Origin of the sequence: Acidovorax radicis (assembly GCF_020510705.1) — a bacterium.
In the GTDB taxonomy this organism is placed as follows: domain Bacteria; phylum Pseudomonadota; class Gammaproteobacteria; order Burkholderiales; family Burkholderiaceae_C; genus Acidovorax; species Acidovorax radicis_A.
The window spans coordinates 1972590-1993255 of the sequence record NZ_CP075184.1 but is presented as its reverse complement, the minus strand read 5'-3'; the positions used below and the strand labels follow the sequence as shown (position 1 = coordinate 1993255).

General features: G+C 66.1%; 17 protein-coding genes and 1 pseudogene. 7 read left to right on the top strand and 11 right to left on the bottom strand.

The genetic code is table 11. The annotated features are described in order from the left end of the window. Positions 1-140: 140 nt before the first annotated feature. Positions 141-257: pseudogene (locus tag KI609_RS23025) on the top strand (restriction endonuclease); the annotation flags it as partial. 137 nt (positions 258-394) lie between these two features. On the opposite strand, the gene KI609_RS09090 reads toward KI609_RS23025, so the two are convergent. From KI609_RS09090 to KI609_RS09080, 3 genes are all read right to left on the bottom strand, one after another. Next, entirely contained in the window at positions 395-1381 is a 987-nt protein-coding gene (locus tag KI609_RS09090) for an IS5 family transposase (RefSeq protein ID WP_226448774.1), read from the bottom strand. A 325-nt stretch (positions 1382-1706) separates the two neighbouring features. Then, positions 1707-2180 (bottom strand): cupin domain-containing protein, encoded by a 474-nt coding sequence (locus KI609_RS09085; protein ID WP_226449277.1) that lies wholly within the window; start codon positions 2178-2180, stop codon positions 1707-1709. A gap of 49 nt (positions 2181-2229) precedes the next feature. Further along, positions 2230-2628 (bottom strand): tautomerase family protein, encoded by a 399-nt coding sequence (locus KI609_RS09080; protein WP_226449275.1) that lies wholly within the window; start codon positions 2626-2628, stop codon positions 2230-2232. A gap of 118 nt (positions 2629-2746) precedes the next feature. On the opposite strand from KI609_RS09080, the gene KI609_RS09075 reads away from it, so the two are divergent. Then, positions 2747-3682 carry a LysR family transcriptional regulator gene (locus KI609_RS09075; RefSeq protein WP_226449272.1) on the top strand — a complete coding sequence of 312 codons (936 nt, stop codon included), beginning with the start codon at positions 2747-2749 and terminating at the stop codon, positions 3680-3682. Positions 3683-3799: 117 nt separating this feature from the next. Here the strand turns inward: KI609_RS09075 and KI609_RS09070 are convergent, their stop codons facing one another. Further along, positions 3800-4522, bottom strand: a complete 723-nt coding sequence (locus tag KI609_RS09070) for a class I SAM-dependent methyltransferase (RefSeq protein WP_226449270.1) — start codon at positions 4520-4522, stop codon at positions 3800-3802. A 184-nt stretch (positions 4523-4706) separates the two neighbouring features. On the opposite strand from KI609_RS09070, the gene KI609_RS09065 reads away from it, so the two are divergent. Together KI609_RS09065 and KI609_RS09060 are read left to right on the top strand one after the other, a co-directional pair. After that, positions 4707-5204 (top strand): Rrf2 family transcriptional regulator, encoded by a 498-nt coding sequence (locus KI609_RS09065; RefSeq protein WP_226449268.1) that lies wholly within the window; start codon positions 4707-4709, stop codon positions 5202-5204. Next, positions 5158-6138: an NAD(P)/FAD-dependent oxidoreductase gene (locus tag KI609_RS09060; protein ID WP_226449266.1), complete on the top strand. Its 981-nt coding sequence runs from the start codon at positions 5158-5160 to the stop codon at positions 6136-6138. The genes KI609_RS09065 and KI609_RS09060 overlap by 47 nt, the downstream gene beginning before the upstream one ends. Positions 6139-6278: 140 nt before the next feature. Here the strand turns inward: KI609_RS09060 and KI609_RS09055 are convergent, their stop codons facing one another. Beyond that, entirely contained in the window at positions 6279-7250 is a 972-nt protein-coding gene (locus KI609_RS09055; protein ID WP_226449263.1) for a DMT family transporter, read from the bottom strand. A gap of 120 nt (positions 7251-7370) precedes the next feature. Here KI609_RS09055 and KI609_RS09050 point away from each other — a divergent pair, with 120 nt between their 5' ends. Next, positions 7371-8237, top strand: coding sequence for a LysR family transcriptional regulator (locus KI609_RS09050; RefSeq protein ID WP_226449261.1), 867 nt, complete (start codon positions 7371-7373; stop codon positions 8235-8237). A 130-nt stretch (positions 8238-8367) separates the two neighbouring features. Here KI609_RS09050 and KI609_RS09045 read toward each other — a convergent pair whose 3' ends face one another. Both KI609_RS09045 and KI609_RS09040 read right to left on the bottom strand, forming a co-directional pair. Then, positions 8368-9024, bottom strand: a complete 657-nt coding sequence (locus KI609_RS09045) for a DsbA family protein (RefSeq protein ID WP_226449259.1) — start codon at positions 9022-9024, stop codon at positions 8368-8370. Between the two features lie 174 nt (positions 9025-9198). Next, the gene (locus KI609_RS09040) at positions 9199-10065 is read right to left on the bottom strand and encodes an MBL fold metallo-hydrolase (protein ID WP_226449257.1); all 867 of its coding nucleotides are present in this window, start codon (positions 10063-10065) and stop codon (positions 9199-9201) included. Between the two features lie 124 nt (positions 10066-10189). Here KI609_RS09040 and KI609_RS09035 point away from each other — a divergent pair, with 124 nt between their 5' ends. Further along, a complete protein-coding gene (locus KI609_RS09035) occupies positions 10190-11083 on the top strand; it encodes a LysR family transcriptional regulator (RefSeq protein WP_226449254.1) in 894 nt (297 codons plus the stop codon). Positions 11084-11963: 880 nt separating this feature from the next. On the opposite strand, the gene KI609_RS09030 is transcribed toward KI609_RS09035, so the two are convergent. From KI609_RS09030 to KI609_RS09015, 4 genes are all read right to left on the bottom strand, one after another. Further along, positions 11964-12287: a low molecular weight protein tyrosine phosphatase family protein gene (locus tag KI609_RS09030; RefSeq protein WP_226449252.1), complete on the bottom strand. Its 324-nt coding sequence runs from the start codon at positions 12285-12287 to the stop codon at positions 11964-11966. A gap of 128 nt (positions 12288-12415) precedes the next feature. Next, the gene (locus KI609_RS09025) at positions 12416-13849 is read right to left on the bottom strand and encodes a TIGR03862 family flavoprotein (protein WP_226449250.1); all 1434 of its coding nucleotides are present in this window, start codon (positions 13847-13849) and stop codon (positions 12416-12418) included. A 27-nt stretch (positions 13850-13876) separates the two neighbouring features. After that, entirely contained in the window at positions 13877-17452 is a 3576-nt protein-coding gene (locus KI609_RS09020) for a UvrD-helicase domain-containing protein (protein ID WP_226449248.1), read from the bottom strand. 32 nt (positions 17453-17484) lie between these two features. Continuing rightward, on the bottom strand, positions 17485-20043 hold the full coding sequence (locus tag KI609_RS09015; protein WP_226449245.1) for a PD-(D/E)XK nuclease family protein: 2559 nt from the start codon (positions 20041-20043) through the stop codon (positions 17485-17487). A gap of 109 nt (positions 20044-20152) precedes the next feature. Between KI609_RS09015 and trxA the strand changes: the two genes are divergently transcribed. Next, complete coding sequence (gene trxA / locus KI609_RS09010; RefSeq protein ID WP_226449243.1) at positions 20153-20485, top strand: thioredoxin TrxA; 333 nt, start codon at positions 20153-20155, stop codon at positions 20483-20485. The last annotated feature ends 181 nt before the right edge of the window (positions 20486-20666 follow it).

The following is a 20666-nucleotide window of genomic DNA, read 5'->3' as shown; positions in this document are numbered from 1 at the left end:
CAATCGCTGCATTCCAGCAGCCCACATAGTGGCATAGCTACTCTTCTGGACCCGAACGCATTCTTTGCGCAGGTAATCCCCGACATAACAAACGCTTGCGCCAAAATAGTGCAAACGCCACAAACGCATCGGGAGGAACCATGGCCAGACGCAAGAAATCTAGTCCACTAGAAGATGTCCTGGACTTGCTTTCCATGCTCCCCTGGTGGGTCTGCCTGGTGCTCGCAGCGGTCAGCTATTTCTTGCTGCACCGCCTAGGGAAGCTCTTCACGAATCGGTTCTGGCTATGTCACAGCGATGCCTGAACTAAAACAGCACTCGCTTTGAGTAATGAGGCGTGCGCAGCGCACCCAGCAGGCGTTTGGCGAGGGCCATTGCCCCTATATCGGAGGCTTTACGCCCCCTGCACGCGCACCTGCCCCATGCAGGCCAGCAACTTGTGCCTTGCCATCCACAGATTGCCCAGCGCAAACAGCGTGACGATCTGCGCCGTGTTCTTCATGAGCCCCCGGTAGCGCACCTTCACGTACCCGAACTGCTGCTTGAGCACCCGAAACGGGTGCTCCACCTTGGCCCGGATGCTGGCCTTGGTGCGTTCAAGTTGGTCGATCAGCGCATCCACAGGCTTGTTTTTGTCCAAAGCCCGGCGCAACCCCGGGCGCATGGCTACATGCCAGCGCACGTTCTTGTTGGCATCGGGCCGCTTGTCCACTCCTTGGTAGCCCGCATCGCCAAAGGCATCCGTTTCTTGCCCGTGCAGCAGGCTGTTGGCTTCTATCACGTCGTTCACATTGCCACTGGTGCCGCGCACGCTGTGCACCAGGCCTGAATCCGCATCCACGCCAATGTGAGCCTTCATGCCAAAGTACCACTCGTTGCCCTTCTTGCTTTGATGCATCTCGGGGTCTCGTGCCTTGCCTTCATTCTTGGTGGACGTCGGCGCCGCAATCAGCGTGGCATCCACCACCGTGCCTGCTTTGAGTTGCAGCCCTTTGGCTTGCAGCAGGGCATTGACCGTAGCGAGGATCTGATCGGCCAGTTTGTGGCGCTCCAGCAGATGCCGAAAACGCAGGATGCTCGATTCACTGGGAATGTGTTCGTCCCAGTGAGACAGGCCGGCAAAGTCCCGAAAGGCTGGCACGTCGTGCAGTGCCTCTTCCATGGCTGGGTCGCTAAGCTTGAACCACTGCTGCATGAAATGGATACGCAGCAGGGTCTGCACCGCAAAGGGCTGCTGGCCCCGGCGTCCGATCTCTGGGGCGTAGGGCTCAATGAGCGAGACCAACTCGGCCCAGGGCACCACCAACTCCATCGCATCAAGGAACTCGCGCTTGCGTGTGCGCTTGATGGTATTGCTCAGGCCCAGGCTGCTTTGCTTCATGCGCTTATTGTCTGGGCTTCAGGCCTGTTCAATCACATCTCACAGGGATTCGTGCAGAGAATCCCTAGAAGCTCGCAGCAAGCGGCTTGCAGACTTCGCTAACAAACTGTTGGATTGATTTGTCAATGGGCCCCCTTCATCGAAGTCCAACCCACGTGTGCCAGTGCCATGTCAGCTCCAGCAGCCGCCTGCACCCGCCACCAGCACGCGATGGACCTCATGTAAGGTTCGCTCTGTATTTGATAGCTACCAGCGCTTTACCAATAAGCGTTATTGCCTTTTTCCGCTCATATTCTGCGGAGCACTTAGAGTGCCCCGTACGCCACTAGCGAAGATCACGCGGCACCACCCCCACCGCCTCGCACCGACGCCGGTAATCCGCCCGCCGATCCGCCGTAGTGATCCGCTGCAGCACCGTGTGGTGCGGGCCCAGGTACTCCACGCTGCCCTTGACCACCACATGCACCAGCAACTCTTCGGTGCCCGTTGCCTCCCACCAGTCCACATTGCCAGCGGGCTCGTGGATGTAGTCGCCCGGCCGCACCACGCGGCCGTCGTTCAGGCGGCGCTCGCCTGCCAGCGTGAGGGCGTGCACTTCGCCCGTGTGCCGGTGCAGGCCCAGCCGCGTGCCGGGTGACAGGCGCATCAGCTCCACCCACCCGGCATCGTCGGACAGGAACTGGATGGGCAGGGACCACTTGCCTTCGCCTTCAGGAATCCAGTCCGCCAGGCCCGCTCGCTCCAGCGTCTGGGCCACGATCACATCGGCAAGGTGGTTGTTCGTTGTCGTCATCGTCATGTCGGTACTCCTGGGTAGCTATTGGTTGATGGCTTGAGTGACTGATTGCTTACTGCTCGGGGTGCTGGTGGCGGTACTCCTGCGTGCGGCCGCCAAAGCCGTAGGCGGCGGCCCGAACGTCCTGCACGTAGACATAACTTTCGGGGTGCAGCGTGCCCAGCAGGCCCTCGAAGGCTGCAAACGCCTCGGCGATGTAGCGTGCCTTCTCGGCCTTGGTGTTGGTCTCGTCCACCACCTTGACGTCGAAGTAGAAGCTTGACTGTTTGAGGTCGGCCAGCGACCGGCCGGCGACGTACCAGTCGGCCGGGTCCACAAAGGTGATGACCACGGCGGTGAGGTCGCGCCGTTTGCCGAGCACGCGGGTGGTCAGGTCCAGCAGGGTTTCTGCAATGCGGGCAGACAGCTCGGGCGTGCGTTGGGCAGACACTTTGACGTTGAGGATGGGCATGGAGGGCTCCTGTAAAAACTCATGGGGTTGAACGAGCCTTCACTGTAGAAATTGCGCCCCGCCACGGAAACCGCCCGTGGCGATAATGGCTTTTGCTCCGCACGCAAAGGCGCGCACCATGAAAAATCAACCTCATTTCCTCCCCGATCCGGCCGACCTGCGTTGGCTGGTGCGGTCGCTCGATCTGCGCTCGTTTTCTGCAGCGGCGCGTGAAATGGATGTGGCGGTGTCCGTGGTGGCGCGAGGTGTGGACCGGCTGGAGGCCGGCTACGGCGTGCGCTTGCTGCGCCGGTCCACGCATGGCCTGTCGGCCACGCCCGAGGGCGCAGAACTGGCGCAGGAAGCGCGTGCCTTGCTGGCGCAGCTGGAGGACATTGGGGCTTCGCTGTCGGACCAGCGCAGCCGCGTGGCGGGCACCTTGCGCCTAGCCTCCAGCCAGGAGATTTGCGAGGCGCTGGTGCTGCCCCACCTGGCGGACCTGCAGGCGCGCTACCCCGCGCTGCGGGTGGAGCTGCTGGCCGACGACCGCGTGGCAGACCTGGTGACAGAAGGCATCGACGTGGCGCTGCGCACCACGGTGGGCCACAGCGACCTGGTGGTGGCGCGCGCGCTGGGCCGGTTTGAGCGCCGCCTGTACGCGGCCCCTGGATATTTGGAACAGCACGGCACGCCCGCCGACCCCAGCGACTTGCAGCAACACCACACCGTCACGCACACCGCGCAGGGGCCGGCGGTGACCTGGGCGTTTCGCAATGCACAAGGCAAGCCGCTGGAGGTGACCGTGCGCTCGCGCCTGGCCGCCAGCACTTCGGCCCTGGTACACCACACGCTGGTGGGCGGCGCAGGGATCGGCATGCTTTCCAGCCCGCTCGCAGCGGCCGATGTGGCGCAAGGCCGGTTGGTGGAGGTGCTTGCGCCTTTTGCGTCCCGCACCGTGCACACGCTGTACGCGGTGTCATCACCGGGCCGGCGCAACGCGGCCAGGGTGAAGGCGGTGATTGATTTTCTGGTGAAAGCGTCGAAGGACCGGTGGGCGCTGGCGCCTGTGCGTTGAAGATTTTTTATGCACCACCGGCTGGCCGAGGGCCGTTGACCCCTGCCGCAAGACAGCCCGGGGGTGAGCAAGGTGCGGACATGCAGGTCCAATGAGCTGGCCCGCTTTCATTGCTTGCTAGCAGGCCGATGCCACCCAGCCCCTGAACGCAAAGCCCATGTAAAACATCTGCACATCGGTGAATCCGGCCTCGCGCAGAATCGCCTCGTCTTCCTGCGGCGTCAGCACAGCCAGCTCCGCCGCAATCTTGTCCCGCGCCCTGGCCGCGTGCTCCGGCGGCACACCGGACGCCACCTGAAAAGCCGCGTAGCGTGACAGCCACAGATCTCGCTCCCCTGCCCCGCCCTCGCCACCGGGGCCTGCACCATGCGCCACGCTCAGATGCGCCACCACCAACGGCGCCCCGGGCTTGAGCCGCCGCCGGATCTCCGCCGCCATGGCCGCACGCTCCTCGCCCGGCACAAAGTGAAAAGTCAGCAGGCACGTCGCGCCATCAAACGGCCCGACCGGTGCACTTTGCACATACCCGTGGTGCAACGCCACGCGGTGCCCTGACACGCCCGCGCTCTGCAGCCGCTGCGCCGCCAAGTCCAGCATGGGCTGGCTGGGGTCCACGCCATTAAACCGCCAGCTGGGGTGCGCCAGCGCCATGTCTTCCAGCTCCAACCCGCCGCCTGCGCCCACCACCAGCACGCGGCCGTGGTCGGGCACACGCTCGGCCAGCAGGATGCGGGACATGCGCAGCAGGCTGTCGTAGCCGGGCACGTTGCGGCGAGGGCCGTCGGCGTAGCGGGCGACGGCGGCGGGGTCGGTGAAGGGGGAGGTGTGCTGGTGTGTCATCGGGCTGGTTGGGGGGTACGGCCGCAGCGGTGTCTGCAACGGTGGTGGCAGGGAAAATTCAGCATCAAATTGGCCTTCACCGCGCGTCCATCATGCCCCGGCAGCTATTGATTGAGTAGCAACCTGCCTAGGCGTTGGCAGGGTTTGCCGCGCCATGCTAGTATCACGCAACTTTTAATGTTGCATGAAACGAGATAGCCGCCTTTCCAACGTCCTCCACGCGCTGCTGCACATGGCAGAGATGGATGGCCCCGCCACGTCCGAGTCGCTGGCGCAGGCCACGCAGACCAACCCGGTGGTGGTGCGCCGCCTGATGGCGGGGCTGCGGTATGCGGGGTTTGTGGCTTCGGCCAAGGGCCATGGCGGCGGGTGGGTGCTGTCGTGCCCGCTGGCAGACATCACGCTGCGCGACATCCACGAAGCGCTGGGCGCGCCCACGTTGCTGGCGGTGGGCAACAGGGTGGAGAGCCCCGGCTGCATCGTGGAGCAGGCGGTGAACCGCGCGCTGTCTGACGCTTATCAAGCGGCCGAAGAGGTGCTGCTGGCACGCCTGGGTGAGGTGACGCTGGCGCAGCTGTCGGCCGAGTTCCATCAACGCATGGTGGCCGGGGGCCATTCGCACAAGGAGATTTCTCATGACGACGAAGACGACGACACCAGCACCCAGAACAACGGCGTATGACGTGATCGTGATTGGCGGCAGCTTTGCCGGCCTGTCGGCCGCAATGCAGCTGGCGCGGGCGCGGCGGCGCGTGTGCGTGGTAGACGCAGGCCAGCCGCGCAACCGGTTTGCGGCGGCGTCGCACGGCTTTTTTGGGCAAGACGGCGAGCCGCCGCTGGCGATGATCGAGCAGGCGCGGCGCAAGCTGCTGGCCTACCCCACGGTGACGTTGCGGCAGGGCAAGGCGGTGTCTGCCACGGCGCAGCAACGCGCCGGGTCTCCAGAAAACGGGTTTGAAGGGGTGCTGGACGATGGCGCCGCTGAGCTGTCAATGTTGGAGGCCAACAAGCTGGTGCTGGCCTTTGGCGTGTTGGATGGCCTGCCCGACATTGTTGGCCTGCGCGAGCGTTGGGGCGCATCGGTTTTGCACTGCCCGTATTGCCACGGCTATGAGTTTGCGGGCCAGCGGCTGGGTGTGCTGTACCACTCGCCGCAGTCGGGCATGCACGCGCAGCTGATTGCAGACTGGGGCCCGACCACCCTCTTTCTGAATGGCGAGACCACGTTGGAGCGCAGCGAGCACGAGCGGCTGCTGGCGCTGGGCATTGCGGTGGAGCCCGCGCGCATTGCTGCGCTGGAGGGCGCTGGGCAGGCGCTGCACGGCGTGCGCCTGCAGGCCCATGGCGGCAGCGATGCACGCCTGGTGCCGCTGGCCGCGCTGTATGTAGCAGCCACCACCCGCCCCGCCAGCCCACTGGCCGAGCAACTGGGCTGCGCGATGGACGACGGGCCCATGGGCCCGCTCATCCGCACCGATGCCAACAAGATGACCACGGTGCCCGGCGTGTATGCCGCAGGCGACGCCACGCTGATGCGGCACAACGCCACGCTGGCGTCTGCCGAAGGGGTGCTGGCGGGCGTGGGGGCGCACCAGGCGCTGGTGTTTGGGCAGTAGCGCTGCGCCGGGCTCAGAGGCAACCCACCACCGTGCGGGCTGAACTGGGCTGGGTTTGTCGAAGCCGGTGCGTCTGCCGGGAAAGCCCCTCCACAGGCTGCAGGCCAATGGCTCGAACGAGGTGGCGATGGCGTTGACCTTCAGCTGCCGCGCACGGCCTGTGCGCTGGCAGGCCGCCGGATGGTCCAGAGCGCAGTAGCCATCAGCCCCACGCCAGCCAACTGCACAGGGCTGAGCGTGCGGCCATACACCACCCAGTCCACCAGCACCGCTGTGAGCGGGTACACAAACTGCAGCACCGCGATGCGCCCCAGCCCCAAGCGCGCCATGCCGGCGAACAGCACCACATACGCCAGCCCCGTGTGCAGCACGCCCAGGCCCAGCAGCCAGCCCCACGCGGCGCCCTGCTGCGGCCAGCCCAGCACGAAGGGCGCCCACACCAGCACCACGGCACCCACTAGGCACTGCCACAGCGCCATCGCAAAGGGGCTGATGGTTTTCTGCGTGTTGGCGAGCAAGGTCACACCGGCATAGCAAAAAGAGCCCGCCAGGCACATCAGCACCCCCGCCAGGTAGCCGCCGCCGCTGCTGCTGGCCGCTGCGGCGGCCGCGGTGCCGTCGAGCAGCCCGGTGGTCAGCACCAGGCCGCCCAGCGCGGCCAGTGTGGCGAGCCATTGCATGGGCGAAACGGCCTCGCGCAGAAACAGCGCGCCACACACGATGACCCAGATGGGCTGGATGTGAAACACCACCGTGGCCACGGCAATGGACGTGCGCGGAATGGCCGCAAAAAACAGGGCCCAGTTCAGCACCATGAGCACACCGGTGGCGCAGGCCACCCAGCGCGCACGCCCATGCAATAGCAGTTGACGGCCCCGCCCGGTGGCCAGGCACCAGGCCAGCAGCGCCAGCGCGCCGAATGCGCAGCGGAACCATACGGTGACCAGCGGGTGCTGGCCCGCCTCTTCCACAAACACGCCGATAGTGCCCAGCAGCACGCCACCTGCGATCAGCAGCCACTGGCCGTCACGCGCGCGTGTGCCGCCGGGCGCGGTGGATGCAATGGGCAGAGCAAGTGATGAAGGCGCTGCAACGCTGGCTTTGTGGTTCATGCCGCTGATGCTCGAAGATTTCCGCCGTGGTGTAAAGCGCATAGTTCGAACGGCTACCATTCGATAAACGAAATATTAAAAGCGGGCCTCTTTGCCGCCACCCACCAGCGAGCTAACGCGATGAACTACCCGGACTTTCAGATCGACTGGCTGCGCGCCTTTGTGGCCGTGGTGGATGCAGGCTCGCTCTCGGGCGCGGCACCGCTTGTGCACCGCTCGCAGTCGGCGGTCAGCATGCAGATCAAGAAGCTGGAGGCCGCGCTGGATCGCCCCGTGCTGCTGCGCGGCCCGCGCCACCTGGAGGTGACGCCCGCTGGCGCGCAGCTGCTGTCGTACGCGCGCCGCGTGCTCGATTTGCAGGCCGAGGCGCATGCCGCGCTGTTTGGCCCCAAGCTGGCGGGCCGGGTGCGGCTGGGCGTGCCCGACGACTACGCATCGACCTACCTCACGCCGGTGCTGCGCAGCTTTTCACACCGCTACCAGGGGGTGGAGATTGAGCTGACCTGCGAGCAATCGACCTCGCTCATCCCGCGCGTGGTGCGCGGCGAGCTGGACCTGGCCCTGGTCTCGCGCGACAAGCCGCAGCGCGGACGCTTTCTGTTTGACGAGCCGCTGGTGTGGGTGGGTGCCGCGCAGTACGAAGCCTGGCGGCGCGACCCACTGCCGATTGCGGTGTACGAATCAACCAGCATGGCGCGGCAGGCCACCCTGTCGGCACTGGCGGCGCGGCGGCGTGCCTACCGCATCGTGTACCACAGCTCCAGCCTGGCGGGCCAGCTGGCCGCTGTGGAAAGCGGCCTGGCGGTGGCCGTGCTCACGCGCTGCAGCGTGCCGCCCAATCTGCAGATTCTGCAAAACCTGCCAGCGGAGTTTGACCTGCCGCCCCTCGATGCGATGCACGTGGCAGTGCTGCGCAGCAAGGTGTCGCAGCGCTCAGCAGCGGTGGATGCGATGTATGAGCAGGTGGTGCGTACGCTGGGCGCGTAGACGGGGGCGAATGCCTCTGTGCCCCTCCCCCATGCCCCTGTGCCGCTTGCCTCCCGTTGTAAGGCTTGCCGCCACCGCGCCCTGGCTTCGACAGGCCCAGCCCCAACGGTTGGGGGCGTGACGAGCGTCCTCAACCCGCCAGAACCTGCGCCAGCAAACTCTCGTGCGGCCCCAGCAGCGCGTCGCCCCCAATCAACCGCAGCGCGCCGCCCTGCCCCGTCGCCACTAATTGCGGCACACCGCGTGCGCCCACGGCGTGCATCGTGGCCTGGGCTTTGGCAACGCGCTCTGCCGTGGCGCGGTGCAGTGCGGCGCCAGGCGCCAACACCATGGCCGCCGCATCAGCCAGACCCAGGGCCGTCAGCACATCGGCCAGCACCTGCGCATCGGCTGTGTCGCGGCCATCCACGTACCGGGCGCACTGCAGGGCGTGCAACACGTCCAGCTCGCGCTCGGGCGCCGTCTGCGCCACGGCGGTCAGCGCCAGCGTGGCGGGGCCTGAGTCGAACCGGCCTGCTGCGGCGCCCAGAATGCGGTCACGATAGGCCGGGGTGAACGGCTGGCCCGTGAGCTTTTCGATGCGCTGGTCGTTGGACCATGCATAGGCGGCGAACTGCGCATCCATGGGGCGAGCACCCGCGCCCGCAAACAGGCCGGTAGGTGCCAGTTGCACATGCACACCGGGCGTGGCCTGCAGGCGCGCCAGCGCGGAAGCGGCGGCGTAGCACCAGCCGCACAGGGGGTCGAAGAGGTAAGCGACGGTGGTGTGAGAGTCAGATCGGTCCATTGCTCAGGTCCCTGGGTATGGGGTACTTTGGTTATGTTGTGTCGCAGCGTGCCGAGCGGCTTACAAAGCCCAGCGCAGCGGTCCTGGCTAGGCGCTCCGTCGCAGACAGTACGAGTAGTACGGCAAGACGGAGCAACGACGCCAGGAGGGCTTTTTAAGCCGCCCTTCCCTTTACTACCACTTCATCTCGCCCTTGTTGACCTTGGCGCCAATGTCCAGCGACAGGCCCATGGGCGCTGCGGGGTAGGCCTTTTTCATCGCGTCGATGAGTTCGGCGCTGGTCTTGGTGGCAGCGGCGTTTTTCTCGAAGGCTTGCAGGTAGCCTTTGGTGTAACTGATGTTGGCGGCGGCCAGCGTGCCACCAGCGGGCATGTGGCCGGGCACCACCACCGTGGGCTGCAGCGCGGCCATTTCGTCGAGCTGGGCCACCCAGGCGCTGCGTTCGGCCACGGTTTGCGTGTCGGCCGTCCACACATGCATGTTGGTGCCGAACACGCCAATGTTGCCCACCACGGCCTTGATCGATGGAATCCACGCATACGGGCGGTGTGCCAGCAGGCCCGTGGTGCCACGGATCTCCACCATCTGGCCGTCCACGCTCAGCGTGTTGCCGCTCAAGGCCTTGGGCAGCACGGGCGTGCGCGGTGCGTTGGCGCCCATCTTGGGGCCCCAGAAGGCGAGCTTGCCTGCGAGCTTGGCGTTGATCTTCTCCAGCACGGCAGGGGTGGTCACCACGTCTGCCTGGGGGAAGAACTCCTTGAGTGTCTCCACGCCGAAGTAGTAGTCGGGGTCGGCCTGGCTCACGTAGATGGTCTTCAGCTCTTTGCCCGTGTCGAGCACGTTGGCAGCAATGCGCAGCGCGTCGGCACGGGTGAAGCCTGCGTCGATGACCATGGCCTCTTTCTCGCCATACACCAGCGTGGAGTTCACGTTGAAGCTGTTGCCGTCGGCGTTGTAGACCTTGACTTGCAGGGGCTGGGCGGCCTGGGCGCCGGTGAAGGCAACGGCGAGGGTGGCGGCGATGAGGGTGGTGCGGAACATGGTGGTTTCTCCTAGATTTGATTGGTCGGTGTTGGGTACGGAATGAAGTTTATTTGCATCAATCGAACCAATAAACCAGATAATCCGCGCATATTTGTTTCACCAATCGATCAAATAACCCACTATGGACCGCCTGACCGCCATGCATGTATTTGCCGAAGTCGCCACCAGCGGCAGCTTCAGCGCCACGGCCGACAAGCTGGATATGTCGCGTGCCATGGTCACGCGCTACGTGGGCGAGATGGAGCAGTGGCTGCAGGCCCGCCTGCTGCAGCGCACCACCCGCAGCGTGACGCTGACCGACGCGGGCGAGCTGGCGCTGCGCCGCTGCCAGCAGATGCTGGCGCTGACGCAAGACCTCGAAGAAGAAACCGCCACCACCGCCGAGGGCGAACTGCGCGGCCAGTTGCGCATCACTTGCAGCGTGTCGTTTGCGTTTGCGCAGATGGGCGCGGCGATTGCCGACTTTCTGGCGCAGCACCCACAGCTTAAGATTGATCTGGACGCCAGCGAGGGCTCGCTGAACCTGGTGGAAAAGCGCATCGACCTGGCCATCCGCATCAGCGCCGAGCCCGACCCGTTGCTCATCGGCCGGCCGCTGGCGCGGTGTGACTCGGCCCTGGTGGCATCGCCCGCCTACCTGGCCGCGCATGGCGTGCCGCAGCAGCCCGCCGACCTGGCGCTGCACCGGTGCCTGAGCTATGCCAACTTTGGCAAAAGCGTGTGGCAGCTGACGCGCGGCGATGAAGTGGAACGCGTGGGCGTGAGCGGCCATTTCAGCGCCAACGAGGCCACCACGCTGATGCGCGCCGCGCTGACGGGCGGCGGCATTGCGCTGCAGCCCACTTACCTCGTCAACCCGCACCTGCGCAACGGCGAACTGCAGGCCGTGCTGCCAGGGTGGGATTTGCCGGTGATGACGATCTATGCGCTGTACCCATCGCGCAGGCACCTGTCGCCAGCGGTGCGCGCGCTGCTGGACTTTTTGGTGCAGCGGTTTGCTGAAGTGCCTTGGTAACGTGGGGACGCACGCTGTGTGGCACAAAGCGCTTTCATATTGATAGCTGCCACCGCTTACACGTCAAGCGCTAGAGGCCGATTTGGCTTGATATTTATGGCTCGCAGATGCCCTGCCATTCATCCATCCGTTCGGGCTGAGGTTCTGTCGAAGCCAAGGCGCTCGATGGAACCAGCCTGCCGCCCCTTTTGGCGGGCTCAGAACAGGCAAACTCCGGACGAATGAGCCCGGTCGGAAACAGGCATTTTTGAGGGGCCAGAAAATGGCATCCCCTCGCATGGTCGACGTGCAGGCGGGTGTTTTTGGCCCACAGAGTTTGAAGCGCCGACTGGTCGCTTGGGGCCCAACTCGGTCATTCGCTCGTCTCCAAAGCGGTCATCTAGCAAGCCCTGTTAATTAGCGAAAGCAAACTTCTTTTAGATACAGCTAAGGGGCCATGCCCCATGCTGCCCGAGCTTCCAGAAGTGGCGCCAAAACAGTGAGTACCTTGGCAACGCTTTGCCGAGGAGCCTCCCACGAAGGGTGCGGCATGTCCTTGAGTGACGCCGCTGCATTTCGTCCACCGCTTCGAGCGTCCAAAGGCACCGATCGGACACTTTGCCGTAGCACTTCGATAGCGGATTTTTGCTCCGCTGAAAGCGGCATGGAAGGATCTGTCAGCAGAGATGTTGGCTGGAGCAGGAAGTAGAACAACTCGCCTGCGACCAGATAGTTGTCCTGATCGGCGCAACACTCTTTCGGCGTCATAGCGAGAGATCGCACGTGGCCGATGTACCACGACACTTCGGTATCGAATCTCTGAATCACATCCTGTGATAGCGGGTGCAATGACGAGTGGTCCATTCGATCTTGATTGTTCGGTTGTGGCCGATGTGCGAATCTACCGCAAGTGTGGCGGGACACGCTTTTCCAAAAGCAAGACGAGCTCTGGTTGCATGAATTGATAGTTGTCCTGAATGTCTAGGCAAACCACCTTCTTACCTGACAAATATCGCTTGAATCTCTGAGTCAGTTGCGTTCGATGCTGTTTTTCCATGACGCAGATAACGTCTGCCCACTCAATCTGGTCAGAGCTTAGCTGGCAATCCGCGTCGGACGCCAAGCCAGCGGAATCCGTTTCGATGCCGGGTACGGAGGCGAAAACATGCTCCGCTGTTGGGCTGCGCAACCTATTTCGGCTACAGATGAAGAGCACTCGTTTCATTGGTGGGAGATGCTGTGTTGATGGCGTTGGCAGTCGGCCTTGGATGGCCGCTTGTGGCCGAAAGCACCCCCCACCACCTCCGCCTCTATGGGCACGAAGCAAGCAGGGGCGGGCCTACGACAACCTCTTCACCCCTGCTTTTGCAGCCAAGCCAAAGCCCCCGCCCCCGCCGCCCGGCCGCTGGCCATGCTGGCGGTGAGCAGGTAGCCCCCCGTGGGTGCCTCCCAGTCGAGCATTTCGCCAGCGCAGAAAACGCCGGGTGCGGCCGTGGCCATGAGGTGCGGATCCAACGACTCAAACACCACACCGCCTGCGGTGCTGATGGCTTCGTCAAGCGGCCGCGCGGCGACCAGGGTGAGCGGCAGCGCCTTGATGGCGTGCACCAGCGCCACGGGGTCGTTCATGCCGTCTTTGCCCAGGTGTTCATACAGCACACCAGCCTTGATGCCATCGAGCCCCAGGCGGCTTTTGAGGTGGCTGGACAGCGAGCGTGCGCCGCGCGGGTGGCGCACCTCCACCAGCACCCGTTCGGGGCTGTGGTCGGGCAGCAGGTCGAGGTGGAACGTGGCGTGGCCGTGGGCCTCAATCTCGTCGCGCAGCAGGTGCGAGGCGGCATAGATCAGGCTGCCCTCTACCCCGCTGGCCGTCACCACAAACTCCCCCCGGCGGCTGAAGCTGCGGCCCTGGCTGTCGGTGAAATCCAGCGCGACGGTCTTGAACGGCTGCCCTGCAAAACGCTCCACGAAATGGGGCGTCCAGCCGATGGCGGGCTCGGGTGCGCGGCCCAGCAGCTCTTGCAAAAACGCCCGGCGGGTTTCGCCAGTGGGGGCCTGGTCGCGCAGCACATCAAAACCGCAATTGGCCGGGCGCAGCGGCGCCACGGCCACCCCGCGCCCCGCCAGCAAGGGAACCCAGGCGCCGTCAGACCCCAGGCGCGCCCAGCTGGCACCACCCAGTGCCAGCACCAGCACGCGCGCGTGCACCAGCACCTCACCCGACGGCGCAGAAAAACGCAGTGCGCGCTCGGTACCGCCTTGCACCGGCTGCGCCTGCGGGGCTGGCGACCCGGCTTGCGGTTCTTGGGACTGTTGGGGCTGTTGGGGCTCTTCTTGCCAACCGAGCCACCGGTGGCGCATATGGAATTGCACACCCAGCCCCCGCAGGCGCTGCAGCCAGGCGCGCAGCAGCGGCGCGGCCTTCATGTCGGACGGAAACACGCGGCCCGAGCTGCCGACGAAGGTGTCCACCCCCAGCGCCTGCGCCCAGGCCCGGATCTCTGGCCCGCCAAACGCCTGGATGAGCGGCTCGATCTGCGGTTGCCGCTCGCCGAACCGGGTGGCAAAGGACGCATGGGGCTCGGAGTGCGTGAGGTTGAGCCCCCCCTTGCCCGCCAGCAAAAACTTGCGCCCGACCGAGGGCATGGCGTCAAACAAGTGCACCGCCACACCGGCCTGCGCCAGCACCTCGGCGGCCATCAGCCCGGCCGGGCCGCCGCCGATGATGACGGCGTCGCAGCGCCAGGGGGTGGCTGCATCGGGGGCCGCTGGGTGGGGTGTTTGCATGGGTAAAAACCTTTGATTCAGATACGTTCAGAACAGGGAGCCTTGGACATCGTTGGCGTCGTTGGCGTCGGGAATGTGTGGCGCTTTGTGGGCTGCGCTGGGTGGGGCCTGGGGCACAGGTACAGGCACCGGTACTGGCACCTGCACTGGCGGTGCGGGCGCTGTGTCGGCAGCCTCAGCGCCAGCGGGGGCGAGAGTATGCCCGACCGCTGCTGCGCGCGCTGCCACCCGCACCAAGCGCCCGTCGCCAGTCAACAGCGCGGCATGCACCGGCTCGCCGGGCACCTGCAGCTGCACGGCGTCGCGATAACGCTGCAGCTGCGCCAACAGCACGGCCTGGCGCTCGGGCTCGGCCGCGCTTTTGTAGTCCAGCACCCACCAGCCCGCGCGCTCGGGCGGCTGGTGGCAATGCACCAGGCGATCCAGGCGCAGGCTTTGCCCCTGGTGGCGCAGCGGTGCTTCGTTGATGGCGGTGTCCACGGCGGCGGGGGCCCAGGCCCAGGCGCCCTCGCCCGCCAGGATGCGCTGCGCGGTGTGTGCGGCCTGCTGCGCGGCGCCAGGTGTGATGTCGAAATCTTGCGCGAGCCGCGCCACGCGCACGGCGGGCCAGCCCGCCGTGCGCAGATCGGCCAGCGCCGCACCGGCCACACCGGCCTGCTCCAGCAATTGGTGCATGGCTTCGCCCAGGCGGGATGCGGCGGTGGAGGTAGCGGTAGAGGTGGCCACCGTCACATCCACCGGAGCCCCGGCCTTTGCCTGCGCTGGCTGCAAGCCGGGTGACGTGGCGGGCAAAGAGCCCCGCAGAGGGGCTGGCAAAACAGGCAGCTCGGCCAGGGTGAACTGGTCGTGTGGCTGGCCTGGTGCTGCGGGCTGTTGCCCGGTTGTGTCGCCTGAACCGGTTGTGTCGGGTGCACCTTCGGGCGGCGGCCACACCACATCGCCGACCACGGGCGCCAGTCGGTTCCACCAGCTGCCGGGGGCCGACGTGGAGGGCTGCACCGCCGACAGCGCCAGGCAATGTTTGGCCCGCGTCATGGCCACGTAGAGCATGTTGAGCTCTTCGCGCTGGCGGGCCTGCTGCTCGGCGGCCAGGGTGGCCTCGGCGCTGGGGGGCGGGTTCGATTCGCTGGCCAAAAACACAAAACCCGTGGGCACCGCCTGCTCGCCGGGCCAGTCCACCAGCACGCCCATGGTCTCGGCCTTTTGGGATCGGGTGTCGGTGTCGAGCAGCAGCACGCAGCGGGCCTCCAGCCCCTTGGCGCCGTGCACGGTGAGCAGGCGAATGGCCTGCGCATCGACCCGGCCCGGCGCGCGCACGCCACCTTTTTTCATGGCGCGCACAAACGCATAGGGCGTGAGATAGCGGCCTCCATCGTGCTGCAGCGCGGCCGACAGCAGCGCGCGCAGATTGGCCAGCACCGCCGTGCGCTGCGCTGCAGGCGCGGCCGCCGCAAAACGCGCCAGCACATCGCCATGCTGGTAGATGGCGTGCAGGGCATCGTGGGGCGGCAAAGTGTCTACCCAGGCTTTGTATTGAGTCAAAACAGGCGCTAGCGCTTGTGTATCAAGCGGCAACAGCTCACTTTTTTGAAGCAGATCGAACCAGCTGCAGCCTGCATGTGCGGGCTGGCGGCGCAACACGGCCAACGCCACCAGCGCGTCATCGGACAGGCCAAACAGCGGCGACTTGAGCGCACGCGCCAGCGAAAGGTCATGCCCGGTGGACACAAGTGCGTCGAGCAGCGCCACGATGTCCTGCACCTCGGGGGCGTCGAACAGGTCGGCCTTTTCGGGCTGCACGCAGGGCAGGTGCAGGGCACGCAGCGCCTCTTGCATGGCGGCGAGCCGGTCGCGCTTGCGCGCCAGCACCAGCACTTCATGGGGCGGCGTGCCTTGCGCAATCTGCGCGGCCACCCAAGCGGCGGCCTGCGTGCATTCGCGCATGCGCTGGGTTTCTTCGGGCTCGTGGCGCGGCTCGGTCAGGCTGTCGCGCCAGGCAAGCGGGTCGGTGCTGCCGCCACCATCGGCATCGGGCGGCAGGATGGCCGGCAGGCGCAGCAACACGCCGGGGTCTGTGGACTCGGTGGTGTGGTCGCGAAAGCCGCTGGTCTCGTGCTGAGCCTGGGCGGTGCCCATCACGTGGTTCACGGCGGCGATCACGCCCGTGGCGTTGCGGCGCGTGTGGTCGCAGCTGAGCAGGTCGCCCCCGAGGCCGTCGCGCACAAAGGCCTGCGCGGCGATGAACACCTGCGGCTCGGCACGGCGAAAGCGGTAGATGCTCTGCTTGGGGTCGCCCACGATGAACACGCTGGGCGGCTTCTGGCCACTGGCGCCGCCGCCCGAGCCCGCATAGCCCGACAGCCAGGCGTGCAGCGCCTGCCACTGCAGCGGATTGGTGTCCTGGAACTCGTCCACCAGCAGGTGGCGGATGCGGGCGTCGAGGCGCTCCTGCACCCAGCCCGAGAGAATGGGATCGTCCAGCATGACCAGCGCGGTGCGCTCCACATCGTTCATGTCCACCCAGCCGTGCTGGTGCTTGACGGCGGCAAACGCCGCAATCAGGCAACGCGCCAGGCGGGCCATGCGCTGCTGGTGTTGCCAGGCCGCGTGCTGGCGGCGGGCGGTCAGCAGGCGCTGCAGCTCGGGCTCGGCCTCTTGCGCGGCGGCAAACTTTTCGAGGTTCTTGGACAGCCGGTCTTCCTTGGCCACGAACATCGCACGGCGCAGCAGGTCCAGGCGCTGGTTCAGGTCGCCGCAGGCCAGCGCATCGATGATGGCGTCGGCGGCCTTTTGGGGGGTCTTGTTGGATTCGGCCCCCAGCGCCTTGGCCCGCGCGAGCCAGCGCTGGTGGCTGGCGTCACCCTGCAGCGCCCCGGCCGGTTCATCCAGCCCCGCCAGGTCGGGGTATTGCACCTGGAAAGGGGGCACGGATGCATCCACCACACCGGCTTCGTCGGCAAGGTCGAACTCCACGCGCTTGGCGAGCGCCGCCGCCAGCGCCTTGTGGGTTTGCGAGCGCCCGTGCTGGGCCACCACGGCTTCGTAGTCGGCCCGCAGCCCGGCGCTGGAAGACACGGTGTGCAAAAACGGGCCCCACACCTCGCGCACGGCCTCGGCATCGTCTTCAAGCAACTCAAAGTGGGCGGGCAGGCCCTGGGCCTGCAGCAGCGCCAGCGGGGCCGTGCCCAGCAGCGCTGCAAACCAGCTGTGGAAGGTGCGGATCTGCGCCGGGCGGCCGCTGGCCAGCATCTGTTGGTATAGATTTTGTAGCGCCTCGCGCTTATCCAGCGCGCGTTGGGGGCTGATTCCCCTGGTAACCAGCTCGGCGGTCAAGGTGTCGAGCGGGGCCTGGGCAAATTGCTCCAGCCACTCTTGCAGGCGCTGGCGCATTTCGCCCGCTGCCTTCTTGGTGAAGGTGATGGCCAGGATCTCGTGCGGCGCAGCGCCGTCAAGCAAGGCGCGCAGCATGCGCGACACCAGCATCCAGGTCTTGCCAGCGCCCGCGCAGGCCTCCACCGCCACGCTGCGCGCAGGATCACAGGCGATGGCATAAAAGGCCTCGCGCGAGACGGGCTGGCCATTGTGTTCGTAGGCCGCAGTCATGGGGGAATGTGCAGTCACCGGCGGGGCCTCAGTCATTTCCAGAAATCCTTGCGGCACAAGCCGCGGGCGGTGCAGTAGTCGCACACCGCCCCCTCACCCAAAGCGGGCAGCGGCGCGCCTTGGGCAATGCGGTCAAAGTCGTGCTGTATGCCTTCGACCAGCAAGTCGCGCAGGTGCACCACGTCGTCCTGCTCGTGCATCTGCGTCTCGCCCCGCTCGCCCACGTTGACGTAGGCAGCACGCAGCGTGTCGTGGCTCAGCAGCGCGGCGTAAAAGGCCAGTTGCGTGTCTTCGGCGCCCGCGCCGATGCGCTTGCGCGTGACGGTGTCGTTCTCGGTTTTGTAGTCGATGACCAGCGCAGTGGGCTCGCCGGTGGTCGAGACCGCATCGATGCGGTCGATGGTGCCCACCAGCTGCAGCGCGCCCAATGGCTGGGTGGTCTGCAACTCGGCCCGCTGAAAACGGGCGCCCGTGGCTTCGTGTTGCGCCAGCCATCGCAGGTAGCCGTCGCGCACCTGCGGCCAGCCCGCGGCAAAGGGCAAAAAGTCCCCTTCGTTCACGCCTTGCTCCTGGGTCACGGCCTGTGCGGCACTGTCCATGCGCGCCACGCGGGCCAGGGTGTCGTCCTCCGGGTCGGCGAGCAGCGCTTCATGAAAATGCTGCAGCACGGCGTGCAGCCAATTGCCAAAGTCGCGCTTGTCCATTTCGGCGGCCAGCTCGTCGGCATCTTGCAGGCCGAGCTGGCGCAGGGCAAAAAATCGGTAGGGGCAATGCCGCAGGTCGGAATACGCCGTGGACGACAGGCGATGCACCGGCAGCGCCTCGGCATGCGGCATGGGCCGCAGCGTGGGCGTGGCCGTGACTAGGCGCTGGCTGCGGTCGTCAACACCTTCGTGGGCTGCGTTGGCAAGGTGCAGCGCAAGCACCAGCGGGCTGGCCATCAGGGGCTCGCCGCCCTCATCGCCCGTGCGCCAGAGCAGGTCCACCGCAGGCGTTTGCAGTGCATGGGCCCATGCGGCGCGCTGCGCGGCTTCGAGCGTGTCGCGGGTGGGCAAGCCCAAGGCCATGCGTTGCGCCTGCGTCCAGTCGCCAAGCGGCTCGGGCGAGGGTTGCAGGCGTTTTTCATCGCAGCCGGGCAACACCAGCGCAGCAAAGGGCCGGGCCAGCAGTTGCGGCAGGGGCAACACCACCACGGGTGCATCGCCCTGCGGGGTGGGCACAAAACGGGCCGCCTCCAGCACCTCGTTGGCCCAACGGGTGAACTCGGCCAAGGTCATGCGGCGCCCGGCGCTATCCCACCCATCCAGCTCCACCCCCTGCCCTGCCTGCAAGCGCAGCACGGCAAGCACGCGGGCCCCTGCGGCATCCTCTGACAGCGCCTCCCACTGGCCGGTGGCCGTCAGCAAGCCACGCAGGGCCTCCAGCCACTGCACCAGCGGGCGTGCCGCACGCAGGCCCTCGCGCCACCCCTCCGCCAGCGCCACACAGGCCGCCAGGGCGGGTGTGTCGGCCCCGGACCCAGCCCAGGAACGGGCGACTGCGGCCGACCAGCTCGCCACCTGGGCCCGGCGCAGCGTTTTTTCCAGCGTGTCGATGGTCGCCTGATCCACAGCGGGGGCCTGTTTCAGCCAGTCAAGCAGGGTGTCCGCAGACGCGTCCCAGGCGCAGGCCTTGAGCGCGCCCATCAACTGTGCTGCCGCACGCGTGGTCGACAGCGTCCAGCCGTTTTCATCGCGCACCGCAACCCCGGCACTGGCCAGGTGCGCGCCGATGCGGCGCGTGAGCGCGCGGTCGTTGGCGGCCAGCGCCACCGGTGTGCGACCCGCCACAATGTGCGCCAGCACACAGGCGGCGGCGCGCTGCGCTTCGTCCTCGGCATCCTGTGCAACGTGCAGCGCAATCGGGCCGCGGGGTTGTCCATCCAGCGTTGCGGGCGGCAGTGCCCAGGCCAAGGCGCTGTCGCCCCAATGGGCCTGCAACGCCTGCGCCAGCGGTTCGACCTGAAACCCCTGCAACACGACCAGTGCATCCACCGACGAGCGCACGCCGGGTTCGAACAACACGTCCGTGGCATGGCGCGAGGCCAGCACCCATTCAAGCGCAATGCGGGCCACGACGGCTTCAAAACGCAGCGTGGAGCCCTCGTCTGCTTCGGGCAGCAGGCTGCGCGCCTGAAGGCCCCAAGCGGCCCTGTCCACTGGCGCAATCGCAGCCACAACGGGCAGGAGCTGGGTGGCCGCCTCTTGCAGCGGCACGGCCAGCACATCACGCTGGGCAGAGAGCCCGACGCGATCGAGCAGCGCGCGTGCGGTGAGCGTGTCGCGTGCCACGTCACCGGCCAGATCGTCGCCCTGCGGCACGAAGGCGGCAAGCTGCTGGGCCCAGTTGCGCGTGGTTTCAAAGCGGGGGGCAAAGCCGTCGGTGTGGTGCATGTCCCAGTAGCGCTGCGCCCAGGGCATGAGCTGTGCATAGGGCACAAGCACCACCGTGCGCGCCGGATGCGCCTTGAGGCGGTGCATATGCGCCACGACCTCCTGCAAAACACGCTGCCACAACGCAGCGCACCGATCACTTCTCGCTATGACAGTCATAGCGTCGCAAGGCCCGGCCACACCGGTCAACGTGGGATTGGTTTCTGTCACAATGCCCTGACTTTAAACGTACACCGGTCACAACCCGATCAAAATCAAGGAATCCGCCATGGCCAGCGAACTCATCAAACATGTCTCTGACGCCAGCTTTGAAGCCGACGTGCTCAAACCCGGCACCGCCGTGCTGGTGGACTACTGGGCCGAATGGTGCGGCCCCTGCAAGATGATTGCCCCCATCCTCGACGAAGTGGCCGGCACCTACCAGGGCAAGCTGCAGATTGCCAAGATGAATGTGGACGAAAACCGCGAGATTCCCGCCAAGTTCGGCATTCGCGGCATTCCCACACTGATGATCTTCAAGGACGGCCAGCTGGCCGCCACCAAGGTCGGCGCCATGAGCAAGGCGCAGCTCACTGCCTTCATTGACCAGCAACTGGCCTGATTCACCTCCCCCCGCTGGCGTCACAGCCAGCAGGGGTTTTGGGCGGCAGGCAGCACAAGCCAGCCAACCGGGTCCACACCCGTCGGCCGATTCAATTCAGCGCCCATAAAGCCCCTGCAATTTTTCCTGTCATAATTCCTACAGATCACCGGCCTGCACGCATTGGCAGCCGGACCGAGAT

What these genes read in the sequence shown, in the direction of transcription:
- KI609_RS09090 (WP_226448774.1), bottom strand. Translation starts at nt 1,381, where the DNA reads ATGAAGCAAAGCAGCCTGGGCCTGAGCAATACCATCAAGCGCACACGC.
- KI609_RS09085 (WP_226449277.1), bottom strand. Translation starts at nt 2,180, where the DNA reads ATGACGATGACGACAACGAACAACCACCTTGCCGATGTGATCGTGGCC.
- KI609_RS09080 (WP_226449275.1), bottom strand. Translation starts at nt 2,628, where the DNA reads ATGCCCATCCTCAACGTCAAAGTGTCTGCCCAACGCACGCCCGAGCTG.
- KI609_RS09075 (WP_226449272.1), top strand. Translation starts at nt 2,747, where the DNA reads ATGAAAAATCAACCTCATTTCCTCCCCGATCCGGCCGACCTGCGTTGG.
- KI609_RS09070 (WP_226449270.1), bottom strand. Translation starts at nt 4,522, where the DNA reads ATGACACACCAGCACACCTCCCCCTTCACCGACCCCGCCGCCGTCGCC.
- KI609_RS09065 (WP_226449268.1), top strand. Translation starts at nt 4,707, where the DNA reads ATGAAACGAGATAGCCGCCTTTCCAACGTCCTCCACGCGCTGCTGCAC.
- KI609_RS09060 (WP_226449266.1), top strand. Translation starts at nt 5,158, where the DNA reads ATGACGACGAAGACGACGACACCAGCACCCAGAACAACGGCGTATGAC.
- KI609_RS09055 (WP_226449263.1), bottom strand. Translation starts at nt 7,250, where the DNA reads ATGAACCACAAAGCCAGCGTTGCAGCGCCTTCATCACTTGCTCTGCCC.
- KI609_RS09050 (WP_226449261.1), top strand. Translation starts at nt 7,371, where the DNA reads ATGAACTACCCGGACTTTCAGATCGACTGGCTGCGCGCCTTTGTGGCC.
- KI609_RS09045 (WP_226449259.1), bottom strand. Translation starts at nt 9,024, where the DNA reads ATGGACCGATCTGACTCTCACACCACCGTCGCTTACCTCTTCGACCCC.
- KI609_RS09040 (WP_226449257.1), bottom strand. Translation starts at nt 10,065, where the DNA reads ATGTTCCGCACCACCCTCATCGCCGCCACCCTCGCCGTTGCCTTCACC.
- KI609_RS09035 (WP_226449254.1), top strand. Translation starts at nt 10,190, where the DNA reads ATGGACCGCCTGACCGCCATGCATGTATTTGCCGAAGTCGCCACCAGC.
- KI609_RS09030 (WP_226449252.1), bottom strand. Translation starts at nt 12,287, where the DNA reads ATGAAACGAGTGCTCTTCATCTGTAGCCGAAATAGGTTGCGCAGCCCA.
- KI609_RS09025 (WP_226449250.1), bottom strand. Translation starts at nt 13,849, where the DNA reads ATGCAAACACCCCACCCAGCGGCCCCCGATGCAGCCACCCCCTGGCGC.
- KI609_RS09020 (WP_226449248.1), bottom strand. Translation starts at nt 17,452, where the DNA reads ATGACTGCGGCCTACGAACACAATGGCCAGCCCGTCTCGCGCGAGGCC.
- KI609_RS09015 (WP_226449245.1), bottom strand. Translation starts at nt 20,043, where the DNA reads ATGACTGTCATAGCGAGAAGTGATCGGTGCGCTGCGTTGTGGCAGCGT.
- trxA (WP_226449243.1), top strand. Translation starts at nt 20,153, where the DNA reads ATGGCCAGCGAACTCATCAAACATGTCTCTGACGCCAGCTTTGAAGCC.